Source organism: Pseudomonas cremoricolorata DSM 17059 = NBRC 16634, from assembly GCF_000425745.1.
Classification (GTDB): domain Bacteria; phylum Pseudomonadota; class Gammaproteobacteria; order Pseudomonadales; family Pseudomonadaceae; genus Aquipseudomonas; species Aquipseudomonas cremoricolorata.
Genome location: NZ_AUEA01000002.1, coordinates 143,962 through 157,315, shown reverse-complemented (window position 1 = coordinate 157,315; position 13,354 = coordinate 143,962). Strand labels below are relative to the sequence as shown.

The window sequence follows — 13,354 nt, the reverse complement described above, 5'->3', positions numbered from 1 at the left end:
CTTCAGGGCCCCGGCCCCTTCACTGTTCGACGAGGATTTCCATGCCCGCGATTCGCATGTTGTTGGTTTCTGCTCTGACTGTAGCCAGCGTATCGGCCATTGCCGGTGAAAAAGACGTATCCCGCCTGACCCAGTTGCTGGAAAAGTCCCAGACCATCGACGCCAGCTTTTCCCAGCTGACCCTCGATGCCAGCGGCACCAGCCTGCAGGAAACCACCGGCAAGATGACGGTCAAGCGCCCGGGCCTGTTCTACTGGCACACCGATGCGCCGCAGGAACAGGTGGTGGTCTCCGATGGCAAGAAGGTCACCCTGTGGGACCCTGACCTGGAGCAGGCCACCATCAAGAAGCTCGACGTGCGTCTGAACCAGACCCCGGCCCTGCTGCTGTCTGGCGATGTGTCGAAAATCAGCCAGAGCTTCGACATCACCTCCAAGGAAGAGGGCGAGGTGATGGACTTCACCCTCAAGCCCAAGACCAAGGACACCTTGTTCGATTCGCTGCGCGTCTCGTTCCGCAAAGGGCTGATCAACGACATGCAACTGATCGACAGCGTCGGCCAGCGCACCAACATTCTGTTCAACGGGGTCAAGGCCAACCAGCCGGTGGCCGCCGACCGTTTCGTGTTCAACGTGCCCAAGGGCGCGGACGTCATTCAGGAGTAACCCGAGCGCGCCATGGACCTGTTTCGAAGCGAACCTGTCGCCCAGCCCCTGGCGGCGCGCCTGCGTGCGTCGAACCTGGATGAGTACGTCGGCCAGGAGCATCTGCTGGCACGCGGCAAGCCGCTGCGTGAAGCGCTGGAACAGGGCGCGCTGCACTCGATGATCTTCTGGGGCCCGCCAGGGGTCGGCAAGACCACCTTGGCGCGGTTGCTGGCGCAATTTTGCGATGCACATTTCGAAACCGTCTCGGCGGTGCTGGCCGGGGTCAAGGAGATTCGCCAGGCCGTCGAGGTGGCGCGGCAGCAGGCGGCACAGTACGGCCGCCGGACCATCCTGTTCGTCGATGAAGTGCACCGTTTCAACAAGTCGCAACAAGACGCCTTTCTGCCGTTCGTCGAGGACGGCACGCTGATCTTCATCGGCGCTACCACCGAGAACCCCTCCTTCGAACTGAACAACGCGTTGCTTTCGCGGGCGCGGGTGTATGTGCTCAAAAGCCTCGACGAGGCTGCCCTGCAGCGCCTGGTGCAGCGCGCCCTGAGCGATGAGCGCGGGCTGGGCAAGCGGCGGTTGCGTGTGAGTGAAGAGGCCATGCAGATGCTCATGGCTGCCGCCGATGGCGATGGTCGGCGCATGCTCAACTTCCTCGAGAACGCTTCGGACCTTGCCGAGGATGGTGATGAGATCGACATCGCCATGTTGCAAAGCCTGCTGGGTGACAGCCGGCGGCGCTTCGACAAGGGCGGCGAGGCGTTCTACGACCAGATATCGGCGCTGCACAAGTCGGTGCGCGGCTCCAACCCAGACGCTGCACTGTACTGGTACGCGCGCATGCTCGATGGTGGCTGTGATCCGCTGTACATCGCCCGGCGCGTGGTGCGCATGGCCAGCGAGGACATCGGCAACGCCGACCCACGGGCGTTGAGCCTGTGTCTCTCGGCCTGGGATGTACAAGAGCGCCTCGGCAGCCCGGAAGGCGAGCTGGCGGTGGCCCAGGCCATTACCTACATCGCCTGTGCGCCGAAGAGCAACGCCGTGTACAGCGGTTTCAAGGCGGCCATGCGCGAGGCCGCCGAGCATGGCTCGCTGGAGGTGCCTCTGCACCTGCGCAACGCGCCGACCAAGCTGATGAAACAGCTCGGCTACGGTGACGAGTACCGCTATGCCCACGATGAGCCCGATGCCTATGCCGCCGGGGAAGACTACTTCCCCGATCAATTGCCACCGCGCCCCTACTATCAGCCCGTGCCACGGGGTCTTGAATTGAAGATCGGCGAGAAGCTGCGGCACCTGGCAGAACTGGACCGCAACAGCCCACGTCAGCGGAGAAAGCCATGATTGCCCTGATTGCAGCGGTTACGGCGGGCGGTATCGCCGGTACACTGTTGCGCTTTGCCACCGGAAACTGGGTGGTGGCGCACTGGCCGAGGCACTTTTATCTCGGCACGCTGGCGGTCAACCTGGTGGGTTGCCTGCTGATCGGCTTTTTGTACGGCCTGTTTCTGCTCAAGCCTTCAGTACCGATCGAGTTGCGTGCCGGGCTGATCGTCGGATTTCTCGGCGGCCTGACCACGTTTTCGTCGTTTTCGCTGGATACCGTGCGCCTGCTGGAAAGCGGGCAAGTTGCGCTGGCCCTGGGTTACACCAGCGCCAGCGTGGTGGGCGGGCTGCTGGCCACCTGGGCTGGCCTGGCCCTGACCCGAATCTGAACCAACCTATTAGATAACGAGAGAACGCTATGCTCGATGCCAAACTGTTACGCGGCCAACTTCAGGAAGTGGCGCAGCGCCTGGCCTCCCGGGGCTTCAGCCTGGATGTCGCGCGCATCGAATCGCTTGAAGAGCGCCGCAAGTCGGTGCAGACCCGTACCGAACAACTGCAGGCCGAGCGCAATGCCCGCTCCAAGTCCATTGGCCACGCCAAGGCCAAGGGCGAAGACATCGCGCCGCTGATGGCCGACGTCGAGCGCATGGCCGCAGAACTGACCGAAGGCAAGGGCGAGCTGGATGCGATCCAGGCCGAGCTGGACGGCATTCTGCTGACCATTCCCAACCTGCCCGATGCCAGCGTGCCGGTCGGCGCCAGTGAAGATGACAACGTCGAAGTACGCCGCTGGGGCACCCCGAGCGAATTCGATTTCGAGGTCAAGGATCACGTCGCGCTGGGTGAAATCAGCGGTGGCCTGGACTTCGAAACTGCCGCCAAGCTCTCTGGTGCGCGCTTTGCCGTGCTGCGTGGGCCGATCGCCCGCCTGCACCGCGCCTTGGCGCAGTTCATGATCAACCTGCATACCAGCGAGCATGGCTACGAAGAAGCCTATACCCCGTACCTGGTACAGGCCCCGGCGCTGCAAGGCACCGGGCAGTTGCCCAAGTTCGAGGAAGATCTGTTCAAGATCAGCCGAGAAGGCGAGGCCGACTTCTACCTGATCCCGACTGCCGAAGTGTCGCTGACCAACCTGGTGGCTGGTGAGATTCTCGACGCCAAGCAGCTGCCGCTCAAGCTGGTGGCGCATACGCCGTGCTTCCGCAGCGAAGCCGGTGCCTCCGGGCGTGACACCCGCGGGATGATCCGTCAGCACCAGTTCGACAAGGTCGAGATGGTCCAGGTGGTGGCGCCAGCCACTTCGATGGAGGCTCTGGATGGCCTCACCGCCAACGCTGAACGCGTGTTGCAGGCGCTCGAGCTGCCGTACCGCGTGCTGGCCCTGTGCACCGGAGACATGGGCTTCAGTGCAGTGAAAACCTTCGACCTGGAAGTCTGGGTGCCGAGCCAGGGCAAGTACCGCGAGATCAGCTCGTGCTCCAACTGCGGCGACTTCCAGGCGCGGCGCATGGGTGCGCGCTGGCGCAACTCGGAAACCGGCAAGCCGGAATTGGTGCATACCCTCAACGGTTCGGGCCTGGCCGTGGGTCGCACCCTGGTCGCGGTACTCGAGAACTACCAGCAGGCCGACGGTTCGATCCGCGTGCCAGAGGTGCTCAAGCCGTACATGGCGGGCGTCGAGGTCATCCGCTAAATGGATTACCTGCCGCTGTTTCACAAGCTGCAGGGCGCGCGCGTGCTGGTGGTGGGTGGGGGCGAGATTGCCTTGCGCAAGGCGCGCCTGCTCAGTGACGCCGGCGCCGAGCTGCGCGTCGTGGCGCCACAGGTCGATGGGCAACTGGTCGAGCTGGTTGCCCAAAGTGGCGGCCAGGTGTTTGGTCGCGGCTACCAGGCCAGTGACCTGACCGGCTGCCGGCTGGTGATCGCCGCCACCGATGATCCGCAGCTCAACGCCCAGGTGTCGAGCGAGGCGCAGGCGCTCAGCGTGCCGGTCAACGTGGTCGATGCCCCGGCGCTGTGCACGGTGATCTTTCCGGCCATCGTCGACCGCTCGCCGTTGGTGGTGGCGGTGTCCAGTGGCGGCGACGCGCCGGTCCTGGCACGCCTGATTCGCGCCAAGCTCGAAGCCTGGATTCCGGCCGCCTACGGTGAGCTGGCTGGGCTGGCGGCGCGGTTTCGGCATCAGGTCAAGGCGCTGTACCCGGACGTCAACCAGCGCCGCGGCTTCTGGGAGGATGTCTTCCAGGGGCCGATCGCCGAGCGCCAGTTGGCGGGGCAGGGCGATGAAGCTGAGCGCCTGCTGCGCGCCAAGGTCGAAGGCGCGCCGGCGCAGCAGGGTGGCGAGGTGTATCTGGTCGGTGCGGGCCCTGGCGACCCCGATCTTCTGACCTTCCGCGCCCTGCGCCTGATGCAGCAGGCCGATGTGGTGCTGTACGACCGCCTGGTGGCGCCGGCGATCATCGACATGTGCCGACGTGACGCCGAGCGTATCTACGTCGGCAAGCGTCGCTCCGAGCATGCCGTGCCGCAAGATCAGATCAACCGCCTGTTGGTCGATCTGGCTCAGCAGGGCAAGCGCGTGCTGCGTCTGAAGGGCGGCGATCCGTTCATCTTCGGCCGTGGCGGGGAAGAGATCGAAGAGCTGGCCGAGCATGGCATCCCCTTCCAGGTGGTGCCGGGCATCACCGCCGCCAGTGGCTGCTCGTCGTATGCCGGCATTCCGCTGACCCACCGCGACCATGCGCAGTCGGTACGCTTCGTGACCGGGCACCTGAAGGATGGCAGCAGCAACCTGCCGTGGCTGGACTTGGTGGCGCCGAACCAGACCCTGGTGTTCTACATGGGCCTGGTGGGGTTGCCGACCATCTGCGCCGAGCTGATCGCCCATGGCCGTGCCAGCGACACCCCGGCAGCCCTGGTGCAACAGGGCACCACGCGCAACCAGCGGGTGTTCACCGGCACCTTGGCCAATCTGCCCGAGCTGGTCGCCCAGCACGAAGTGCACGCGCCAACTCTGGTGATCGTCGGCGAAGTGGTGCAACTGCGCGACAAGCTGGCCTGGTTCGAAGGCGCGCAGCCTTCCTGAATCCGACGCGCTGCTGCGACCGGCTGCTGGTCAGCCGGTCCGCCGCGCTTTGAAACATCACGAATTACCGCCACGCTCCTCTTAACCACTTCACAACGAACCTGTCGGCGTTTCGGCCATCCAAGGCACATGCGCGCGTTTTCGTACATGAGGTGGAGTATGCGTCCTACATTGCCAAGCCTGACCGTCGGCCTGCTGCTGAGCGTGCTGGCCGCCGTCTGCGCAGCTGGCGCCCCGGTTCTTGTGGCCAACGACGGGGTTCGCGCCAACAGCACCAACCCCTATAACAGCCCCATTCAGCGGGCCAATCCCAACAGTCGCCAAGGCAGTATCCCGGCCAGCCCGCCCGTGCGCGGGCCGTCGACCGAACCGATAGTGCGGCCACCGACTTTGGAAAACCGCGGCATCGGCAACGGTGACAACCTGCGCCGGCAACAGCAGGCGCCTGCGCTGGAACCTGCCCGCCCGCCGCGTGACAGTTCGCGCACGCCTTGAATCCTGGCGCTACCGCCAACTCGCCCCTCTCCACATCGAAGGAATCGAGCATGAAGCCACGCCTGCTGCTGAGCACCCTGACCGCCGCTGTGCTATTCCCCTTGCTGGCCCACGCCGCCGATGAGCAACGTCTGCCCAGCGAGGAGGGCGAGCTGACGGTCAGTACCGTGGCCGATGGCTTGCGTTACCCCTGGGGCCTGGCATTTCTGCCTGGCGGCAAGGACATGCTGGTGACCGAGCGACCCGGCAACCTGCGTCTGGTCGGCGCCGATGGCAAGGTCGGCCCGGCGCTGTCCGGCGTACCCAAGGTCTGGGCCGAAGGCCAGGGCGGTCTGCTGGATGTAGCGCTGTCGCCGAGTTTTCCCAACGACCGCACGGTGTACCTGTCGTTCGCCGAAGTCGGTGAAGACGGCAAGGCCGGCACCGCCGTGGGCCGTGGTCAGCTCTCGCAGGATCGCACCCGCCTGGAAAATTTCACGGTGATCTTCCGCCAGCAGCCCAAGCTGTCGGTGGGCAACCACTTCGGTTCGCGCCTGGTGTTCGACCGTGAGGGCTATCTGTTCATCGCCCTGGGCGAGAACAACCAGCGCGCCACGGCCCAGGACCTGGACAAGCTGCAAGGCAAGCTGGTGCGCATCCTGCCGGATGGTGAAGTGCCCAAAGACAACCCCTTTGTCGGGCAGAACAACGTCAAGCCGCAGATCTGGTCGTTCGGTCACCGTAACCAGCAGGGCGCCGCGCTCAATCCGTGGACCGACCAGATCTGGACCCACGAGCACGGCCCGCGTGGCGGCGATGAGATCAACATTCCCCAGGCCGGTAAGAACTACGGCTGGCCGGTGGCGACCCACGGCATCGATTACTCCGGGCAGCCCATCCGCGAGGCCCAGGGCAAGCATGTCGAGGGTATGCAAGACCCCCATCACGTGTGGGAAAAGTCGCCAGGTATCAGCGGCATGGCTTTCTACGACAACCCGACCTTCACCGCCTGGCAGCACAACCTGTTCATTGGCGCACTGGCCAGCAAGGAGCTGATTCGCCTGCAACTGGACGGCGACAAGATCATCCATGAAGAGCGTCTGCTGGGCGAGCTGAAAGCGCGCATACGTGATGTGCGGGTGGGCCCGGATGGCTACCTGTATGTGCTCACCGATGCCAAGGACGGAGCGCTGCTCAAGGTGGGCCTGAGCACCGAGTGAGCCGTAATGGCATGACGCAGGCCGCCTGCCGGCGGCCGCTTCAGGCGCTCAACGATTGCGCGCCACCGAGCAGGTCTTTCAGCGCCTGGGCCAGATGCTGGGGCTGCACAGGCTTTTGCATCACCACGCTGTCGGGCAGATCGAGCCCTTGTAGCTCGGCGTAACCGGTCAGAAACACCACCGGCATGCGTGGGAAACGCTCGCGTACCGCGTTGGCCAGCTGGCCGCCGTTGAATTCCGGCATGGCGAAGTCCGTCAGCAGCAAGTCGATGCCATCGTCCAGCAGCGCCAATGCCTGCTCGCCGCTGTGCGCCTGGCGCACGCGATAGCCGTACTGGCGCAGCACATCGCCGAGCAGGTCGCGCACCAGGTGATCGTCATCGACCAGCAGAATGGTGCGGTCCAGCCCGCTGTCATCCAGGCTCAGCGGCGCGCTGACGGGCGTCGCTTCCACCACCGGCAGCTCGCGTACGGCGGGCAGGTAGACGCTCACCTGCGTGCCCTTGCCAGGTGTGGTGTCGATGCGCACACCGCCGCCGGACTGCTTGGCGAAGCCGAACACCTGGGCCAGGCCCAGGCCTGAACCTTTGCCGATGTCCTTGGTGGTGAAGAATGGCTCGAAGACCTTGGCCAGCACCTCTTCGCTCATGCCACAACCGGTGTCGCGGATGGTCAGCACCACGTAGTCGCCTGGCTCAGGGTCTTCCGGGCGCTGCGCCGGTTCGAGCAGTTGCGTGTTGCGTGTGGTCAGCACCAGCTGGCCGCCATCGGGCATGGCGTCGCGGGCGTTGATCGCAAGGTTGAGAATGATCATCTCGGTCTGGGTCGGGTCGGTCATCGCCTGCCACAGCTGCGGATCGAGGTCCAGACGCACGGCGATGTTGCCGCCCAGGCTGCGCTGCAACAGCTCCTGCACGCCATCGACGGTGCGGTTGAGGTTCAGCGCGACAGGTTCCAGGCGCTGCTTGCGCGAGAACGCGAGCAACTGCGAGGTCAGCTTGGCACCGCGCTCACCGGCTTCGCGAATGTGTTGCAGGCGTGAGCGGGCCTTGGCCAGGTCTTCCTTGTGCAGGTCGCGTTCCAGGAAGCTGGCGCCGGTGATGATCACGGTCAGCAGGTTGTTGAAGTCGTGGGCCACGCCTGCGGTCAGCTGGCCGACCGCTTCCAGGCGCTGCATCTGTTGCAGGGCGGCCTCGATGCGCTCGCGCTCACCGATCTGCTCACGCAGACGGTCGTTGGCCTCGGCCAGGCCGATCGCCGATTCGCGCTCGCTGGTGATGTCACGGGCGACCACATACAGCAGGTTGTCTTCACGCACCACCACCCACGACAGCCAGCGCTGATGACCACTGACATGCTGGATGCGCCCGACGAAGCGGGCACTTGTACGGCCCTGGGTGAGGGCTTTGAGTTCGTCGAGAAAATGCGCCTGTTCGCTACTCGGCACCAGGTGCAGCAGCGAGGTCTGGCTCAGCCGCTCACGGCTGATGCCCAGGGTCGCCTCCCAGGCCGGGTTGAGCGCCACGGGTGTGAGGTCGTTGTTGAGCACGGCGAGCAGGTCGTGGGACAGCTCCCAAGCCCGGTCGCGCTCACGGGTGCGCAGCTCGACTCGCTCACCGAGCAACTCATTGAGGTGCTTGAGCCCTTGAGTGGCCTGGCGCTGCTGATGAATATCCTGCAGCACGCCTGAAAAGCGCACGCACTGGCCGTCGGCGAAACGCGCCTGGCCGGTGCTCAACAGCCAGTGCGGCTCCTGGCCGTCTGCCATGTTGATGCGAAACTCGGCGCGGTAGTGGCCGTCGCCTGTAGGGTCCATGGCCAGGTCGACGGCGGCACGCACCGCTTCGACATCCTCGTGATAGATGCCGGCATAGAACACCTCGAGCGTGACCTCGGCATTGGGCGTCAGGCCGAACAGGGTCTTGCTGCGCTCGTCCCAGTGCAGGGTGCCTTCGACCGGGCGCAGGTCCCAGCTGCCCATGCCGGCGGCATCGATGGCGATGCGTGCACGCGCCTCGACGTCGGCCAGGGCTTCCTCGGCGTGGCGCCGACGCTGGCGTTCCTGCACCTCGGTAAGCGCGCGACGCACGGCCTTGGGCAACACCAGCAGGTTTTTCTTCAGCACATAGTCGGTGGCGCCCAGGCGGATCATCTCCACCGCGTGCTCTTCACCATAGATGCCGGAGAGGAAGATGAACGGCACGTCTGGGGCCAGGCGCTGGGCGACTTCCAGCACTTGCGTGCCCGAAGAGCTGGGCAGCACGCAGTCGCAGAGAATCAGGTCGAACGATTGCGCCGCGAGCGCCTGCTCCACGCCAACATGGTCGAACACCAGGCGCGACTGGATCTGCAAGCCGCTGCGTTCGAGCCGCAGCAGGGTCAGCTCGGCGTCCATCGAGCTGTCTTCCACCATCAGCAGTTTCAGCGGCGTTTGCTGCATCGTGCGCGCCTCAAGAGTTACCGCGACGGTTCAGACGCAGCGAGCCGGGTGGTGGCTCGTTGAGTACCGCCCAGAACACGCCGAGGTCGGAGATGGCGGTGACGAATTCCTTGAACTCCACCGGCTTGACCACGTAGGCGTTGACGCCCAGTTCGTAGGCACGCAGCAGGTCGGGTTCCTCGCGCGAAGAGGTCAGCATCACTGTGGGGATGCTGCGCAGCTCCGGGGTCGAACGCACGGCCTTGAGCACCTCCAGGCCATCGACCTTGGGCAGTTTCAGGTCGAGCAGCAGTACGGCCGGGTTACCGTCGTCACGGTCGCTGTAAGCATTGCGACGCAGCAGGTAGTCCAGTGCGTCGGCGCCATCGCGCAGGATGATGACTTCATTGGCCAGCTGGCTGCGCTCCAGCGCGACGAGGGTCAACTCCAGGTCTTTGGGGTTGTCTTCTACCAACAGGATAGGTTTGAGCATGATCGGTGTGCTTCCCTCAGGATTGCAGGGGGTGTAGGGGGAGGGCGAAGTGGAACGTCGCGCCCTGGTCAATCTCGCCTTCGGCCCAGACTCGGCCCTCGTGTCGCTCGATGATGCGGCGCACGCTGGCAAGGCCAATGCCGGTGCCTTCGAAGTCTTCCATGCGGTGCAAGCGCTGGAACACGCCGAAGAGCTTGTTGGTGTACGCCATGTCGAAGCCCACGCCGTTGTCACGCACGTAGATTTCCACCTCATCGGCATGCTCGCGCGCGCCGATCTCGATGCGCGCAGGTTGCCGGCCACGGGTGTACTTGATGGCGTTGGAAATCAGATTTTGCAGCACCAGGTTGATGAACGCCGGGTCAGCGATGACCTTGGGCAGTTGCTCGACCTGCCAGACGATGTCGCGCCCGGCGTAGTCCGGCGCCGATTCGGCGAGGATAGTGTCGATCAGTGCATTGAGGTCGACGTCCGACATGCGCAGGGCCGAGCGGCCCATCTGCGAAAAATTCAGCAGGTTGTCGACCAGGGTGCCGGCAAAATGCGCGGCTTCCTCGATGTGCTGCAGGAAGCGCTGGCCGCGTTCCGAGAGGTTCTGGCCTTCGATCTCGCCGAGCAGCTCGCTGTAGCCTGCGATGTGCCGCAACGGCGCGCGCAAGTCGTGGGACACGCTGTATGAGAACGCTTCGAGCTCTTTGTTCGAGCGTTTCAGCTCGCCGGCCAGCTGGGCCAGCTCTTCGGCCTTGCGCAGCACGATGCCCAGCACGGAAATCCGCAGCTCCAGCACGCCCTCGATGATCAACGGGTCCCATGGCGTGCAGAAACCGCGGATTTCCTCGTGCCAGCGCTCGAAACTGTGCCGCGGGCTGAGATTGCCGGCGGCGCTGATCTGCTTCTCCGGGCGACCCGCCCAGTTGACCATGCGTGCCTGTTCCGGGCGGAACCACACCAGGTAGTGCGAGTGAATCTGCGAAATCGCCACGGCCAGCACGCCACCGACGTGCTCGGCCAGCTCCGGCAGCAGGGGAATGTCGCGCTCGACGTTGTCGCTGACGAACACGCCTTCTTCATCCTGCTGGCCCAGCCAGTGCACCAGGGCGAGGACCAGCGATTCGGGCGGGGTCTGGCCGATCAGGTCGCAGCGCTCGGCGCTGATGATCGCAGCCCCGCTGGCGCCTGCGAACTCCAGCATCACCTTGGGCAAGGCCAGCAAGCCGTCGCTGACGCTGTCGCGGTCGGCCATGGCGGCGAGCATCTGCACGATGTGCCGGCGCAGGTCGAGGAGCATGCGCGTATTGGTGTGCGATTCGCGCGATTCGATCTGCAACGACAGCACACTGGCCAGCAGCTCGCAGGCGGTGCGGGTCTGGAAGTCGACCGCGCGTGGCACCTCGTGGTGGCAGGAAACCAGGCCCCACAGGCGACCATCGACCACGATCGACAGCGACATCGAACCCAGCGTGCCCATGTTGCGCATGTATTGCAGGTGCACCGGCGAGACGCTGCGCAGCGACGCGAAACTCATGTCCAGGGGTTTGCCGGTGCGCGGGTTGTTGACCGGCAGCAGCGGCGAGGGTTGGTAATTGGCGTCTTCGATCACGCGGATACGGTTGATGCGGTACAGCTCGCGGGCCTGGCGCGGAATGTCGGAGGCCGGAAAGCTCAAGCCCAGGTAGCCGGCATAGCCAGGGTCGGCGGCTTCGGCCATCACCGTGCCATTGCCCTCGGCATCGAAACGGTAGGCTTTGACACGACCGAAGCCGGTCAGGCGCTTGATCTGCAATACCGAGCGCTCGAGCAGCTCTTCGAGGCTGGCGGCATGGTGCAGGCTGCTGACGAAGCCGCGCACCAAGGGGTAGTAATCGGCATGCGCGCCTGAGCGGCACGGCTCGAACTCGGCGATCAGTACCTGGTCGTGGCGGTGTACCAGCAGGCGCAGCGGCTCTTGCCAAGGAGCATCGGCGTGCAGCGTGACGTCACCCAGGTGAAATGGAAAAACGTCTTCTACGGGCAACTGCTGCAAATGCTTGCGCAGGTCGAACGCGCCGCTGACCAGTTCATTGAACGGGCGCTCGAGCAGGCGTTGCGCGCCGACGCCCAGCCAGCGCTGGACATTGTCGCTGGCCTGCACGACACGCAGGTCCTGTTCGTCCAGGACTAGCATGAAGCCGTGGGGCTGGATGCTACCTGGCACCTGAATCGGCTCCTGGGCGCAGCGTTCGACGGCCTGGTCGAAGGCACTCTGGGCAGTTGTCAAGGAACACTCTCCGGTCATGGCCCCGTGGTCAGGCCGCAAGCAGGTGATTAAGAAGGGGATTTAGTTACCCACGTTATCAGAAAAGTGCCAATCCATCGTTGGATTATGGCCTTTTGAGGCCAATTGGCCGGGTAGGTTCTACGCCGAAGGGGGTTTTGTACAACTTTTTTCAATGCTTGGCGTGGATTGCTGAGCACGCGCTCGGCGAACGTTGCCCGCCTCTGCGCCTGCCCATTGCAGGCTGGCGCAGAGGCGAGCCGATCAGCGCAGAGTGGCGGCCATCGTCTGCAAGGTGTCCAGCACCGCTGCAGCGAGGGCCTTGGAGCGATGGCCTGACCAGCCCGTTTCGGCATTGGGCGCATCGTCGTGGTCCTTGAACGGCATCTCCAAGGTCAACGCCAGGCAGTCATGGGTCTGGCCAACCGCATTGCAAGCCAGGGTCATGTTGGCCTGGCCGGGGGCGCTGCGGGTGTAGCCGTGAACCTGCTGGAAGTCGCGGGTCAGGCTGCACAGGGTGTCGCGGAACTGCGCTTCCAGGGCGGCCAGGCGAGGCGTGTAGCCAGGGTTGCCTTCGCAGGCAGCGGTGAACACATGGGGAATTTCTTCATCACCGTGCACATCGATGAACGCGTCGACGCCGTAGCGCTGCATTTGCGTCTGGGCAAAGAACACCTCCGGGCTCAGCTCGACGCTGGCGTCCTGCCAGGCACGGTTGAGGTCCTGACCTTTGAGGTTGGTGCGCAGATGGCCGTGGTAGGCACCATCAGGGTTCATGTTGCAGATCAGGTACAGGTCTGCGAACGCCAGCAGTTGCTGAATCGAGGTGTCGTTGCCTTGCAGGCGGTCGATGACGCCCTCCATGAACCATTCGGCCATGTGCTCGCCAGGGTGCTGTTGAGCGATCAGCCACACTTTGCGTTTACCCGGTGCGCCATCGCCGGCGCGCAGCAGGGGGATTTCCCGGCCTTCGACGCTGCGGCCACTGGCAAGCACGTGCACGCCAGGCAAGTGCCGGGCGCGTTCGATCAACTGGTTGTGGCGCGCGCGCGGGTAGGGCTCGAAGTAGGCGAACCAGGCTTGCGTCTGCTCGGCGTCGAGGCTGAAATGGAGCGCAGCTCCATCGAACTGGCTGGGGACACGGAACCAGCGCTGCTGATCGTAGGACGCCACCGCCTGATAGCCGCTCCAGGCATGGGGATAGGACGATTGCCCGGCGTTCTCGAGACTGAATCGATGGCGCTGCCCGGGAATCAGCCCGCTGCTGCGAAAGTGAAACCACTGAAAGTGCGCGCTGTGTGTGTCGGGGCGAATCGCCAGGCGCACGTTGAACGGGTCGCTCGAGTCGAGCACCTCGATGTTGCCTGAATCGAAATCACAGTCGATGTGTAGCGGGGTTGGCGTCACGGTCATTGCCC

11 protein-coding genes are annotated in these 13,354 nt (G+C 64.5%); 7 read left to right on the top strand and 4 right to left on the bottom strand.

Going from position 1 to position 13,354, the window contains the following annotated elements; genetic code table 11:
* The first annotated feature begins 41 nt into the window (after positions 1 to 41).
* The 7 genes from lolA to H618_RS0103145 all read left to right on the top strand — a co-directional run bounded on the left by lolA (position 42) and on the right by H618_RS0103145 (position 6,770).
* On the top strand, positions 42 to 665 hold the full coding sequence (lolA, locus tag H618_RS0103175; protein ID WP_028693687.1) for an outer membrane lipoprotein periplasmic chaperone LolA: 624 nt from the start codon (positions 42 to 44) through the stop codon (positions 663 to 665).
* A 12-nt stretch (positions 666 to 677) separates the two neighbouring features.
* The gene (locus tag H618_RS0103170) at positions 678 to 2,003 is read left to right on the top strand and encodes a replication-associated recombination protein A (RefSeq protein WP_028693686.1); all 1,326 of its coding nucleotides are present in this window, start codon (positions 678 to 680) and stop codon (positions 2,001 to 2,003) included.
* Positions 2,000 to 2,374, top strand: a complete 375-nt coding sequence (crcB, locus tag H618_RS0103165) for a fluoride efflux transporter CrcB (RefSeq protein WP_028693685.1) — start codon at positions 2,000 to 2,002, stop codon at positions 2,372 to 2,374. The genes H618_RS0103170 and crcB overlap by 4 nt, the downstream gene beginning before the upstream one ends.
* A 29-nt stretch (positions 2,375 to 2,403) precedes the next feature.
* On the top strand, positions 2,404 to 3,684 hold the full coding sequence (gene serS, locus H618_RS0103160) for a serine--tRNA ligase (RefSeq protein WP_028693684.1): 1,281 nt from the start codon (positions 2,404 to 2,406) through the stop codon (positions 3,682 to 3,684).
* On the top strand, positions 3,685 to 5,076 hold the full coding sequence (cysG, locus tag H618_RS0103155; RefSeq protein ID WP_028693683.1) for a siroheme synthase CysG: 1,392 nt from the start codon (positions 3,685 to 3,687) through the stop codon (positions 5,074 to 5,076).
* Between the two features lie 159 nt (positions 5,077 to 5,235).
* Positions 5,236 to 5,571: a hypothetical protein gene (locus H618_RS0103150; protein WP_028693682.1), complete on the top strand. Its 336-nt coding sequence runs from the start codon at positions 5,236 to 5,238 to the stop codon at positions 5,569 to 5,571.
* Positions 5,572 to 5,621: 50 nt separating this feature from the next.
* On the top strand, positions 5,622 to 6,770 hold the full coding sequence (locus H618_RS0103145) for a PQQ-dependent sugar dehydrogenase (protein WP_028693681.1): 1,149 nt from the start codon (positions 5,622 to 5,624) through the stop codon (positions 6,768 to 6,770).
* Positions 6,771 to 6,810: 40 nt separating this feature from the next.
* On the opposite strand, the gene H618_RS0103140 is transcribed toward H618_RS0103145, so the two are convergent.
* The 4 genes from H618_RS0103140 to H618_RS0103125 all read right to left on the bottom strand — a co-directional run bounded on the left by H618_RS0103140 (position 6,811) and on the right by H618_RS0103125 (position 13,349).
* Positions 6,811 to 9,210, bottom strand: coding sequence for a response regulator (locus tag H618_RS0103140; RefSeq protein WP_028693680.1), 2,400 nt, complete (start codon positions 9,208 to 9,210; stop codon positions 6,811 to 6,813).
* A 10-nt stretch (positions 9,211 to 9,220) separates the two neighbouring features.
* Complete coding sequence (locus H618_RS0103135; protein ID WP_028693679.1) at positions 9,221 to 9,682, bottom strand: response regulator; 462 nt, start codon at positions 9,680 to 9,682, stop codon at positions 9,221 to 9,223.
* Between the two features lie 16 nt (positions 9,683 to 9,698).
* Positions 9,699 to 11,957 carry an ATP-binding protein gene (locus H618_RS0103130; protein WP_033727442.1) on the bottom strand — a complete coding sequence of 753 codons (2,259 nt, stop codon included), beginning with the start codon at positions 11,955 to 11,957 and terminating at the stop codon, positions 9,699 to 9,701.
* A 243-nt stretch (positions 11,958 to 12,200) separates the two neighbouring features.
* A complete protein-coding gene (locus H618_RS0103125; RefSeq protein WP_028693677.1) occupies positions 12,201 to 13,349 on the bottom strand; it encodes a M14 family metallopeptidase in 1,149 nt (382 codons plus the stop codon).
* Between the last annotated feature and the right edge of the window lie 5 nt (positions 13,350 to 13,354).

What these genes read in the sequence shown, in the direction of transcription:
- crcB (WP_028693685.1), top strand. Translation starts at nt 2,000, where the DNA reads ATGATTGCCCTGATTGCAGCGGTTACGGCGGGCGGTATCGCCGGTACA.
- H618_RS0103135 (WP_028693679.1), bottom strand. Translation starts at nt 9,682, where the DNA reads ATGCTCAAACCTATCCTGTTGGTAGAAGACAACCCCAAAGACCTGGAG.
- serS (WP_028693684.1), top strand. Translation starts at nt 2,404, where the DNA reads ATGCTCGATGCCAAACTGTTACGCGGCCAACTTCAGGAAGTGGCGCAG.
- H618_RS0103125 (WP_028693677.1), bottom strand. Translation starts at nt 13,349, where the DNA reads ATGACCGTGACGCCAACCCCGCTACACATCGACTGTGATTTCGATTCA.
- H618_RS0103150 (WP_028693682.1), top strand. Translation starts at nt 5,236, where the DNA reads ATGCGTCCTACATTGCCAAGCCTGACCGTCGGCCTGCTGCTGAGCGTG.
- H618_RS0103130 (WP_033727442.1), bottom strand. Translation starts at nt 11,957, where the DNA reads ATGACCGGAGAGTGTTCCTTGACAACTGCCCAGAGTGCCTTCGACCAG.
- H618_RS0103140 (WP_028693680.1), bottom strand. Translation starts at nt 9,210, where the DNA reads ATGCAGCAAACGCCGCTGAAACTGCTGATGGTGGAAGACAGCTCGATG.
- H618_RS0103145 (WP_028693681.1), top strand. Translation starts at nt 5,622, where the DNA reads ATGAAGCCACGCCTGCTGCTGAGCACCCTGACCGCCGCTGTGCTATTC.
- H618_RS0103170 (WP_028693686.1), top strand. Translation starts at nt 678, where the DNA reads ATGGACCTGTTTCGAAGCGAACCTGTCGCCCAGCCCCTGGCGGCGCGC.
- lolA (WP_028693687.1), top strand. Translation starts at nt 42, where the DNA reads ATGCCCGCGATTCGCATGTTGTTGGTTTCTGCTCTGACTGTAGCCAGC.
- cysG (WP_028693683.1), top strand. Translation starts at nt 3,685, where the DNA reads ATGGATTACCTGCCGCTGTTTCACAAGCTGCAGGGCGCGCGCGTGCTG.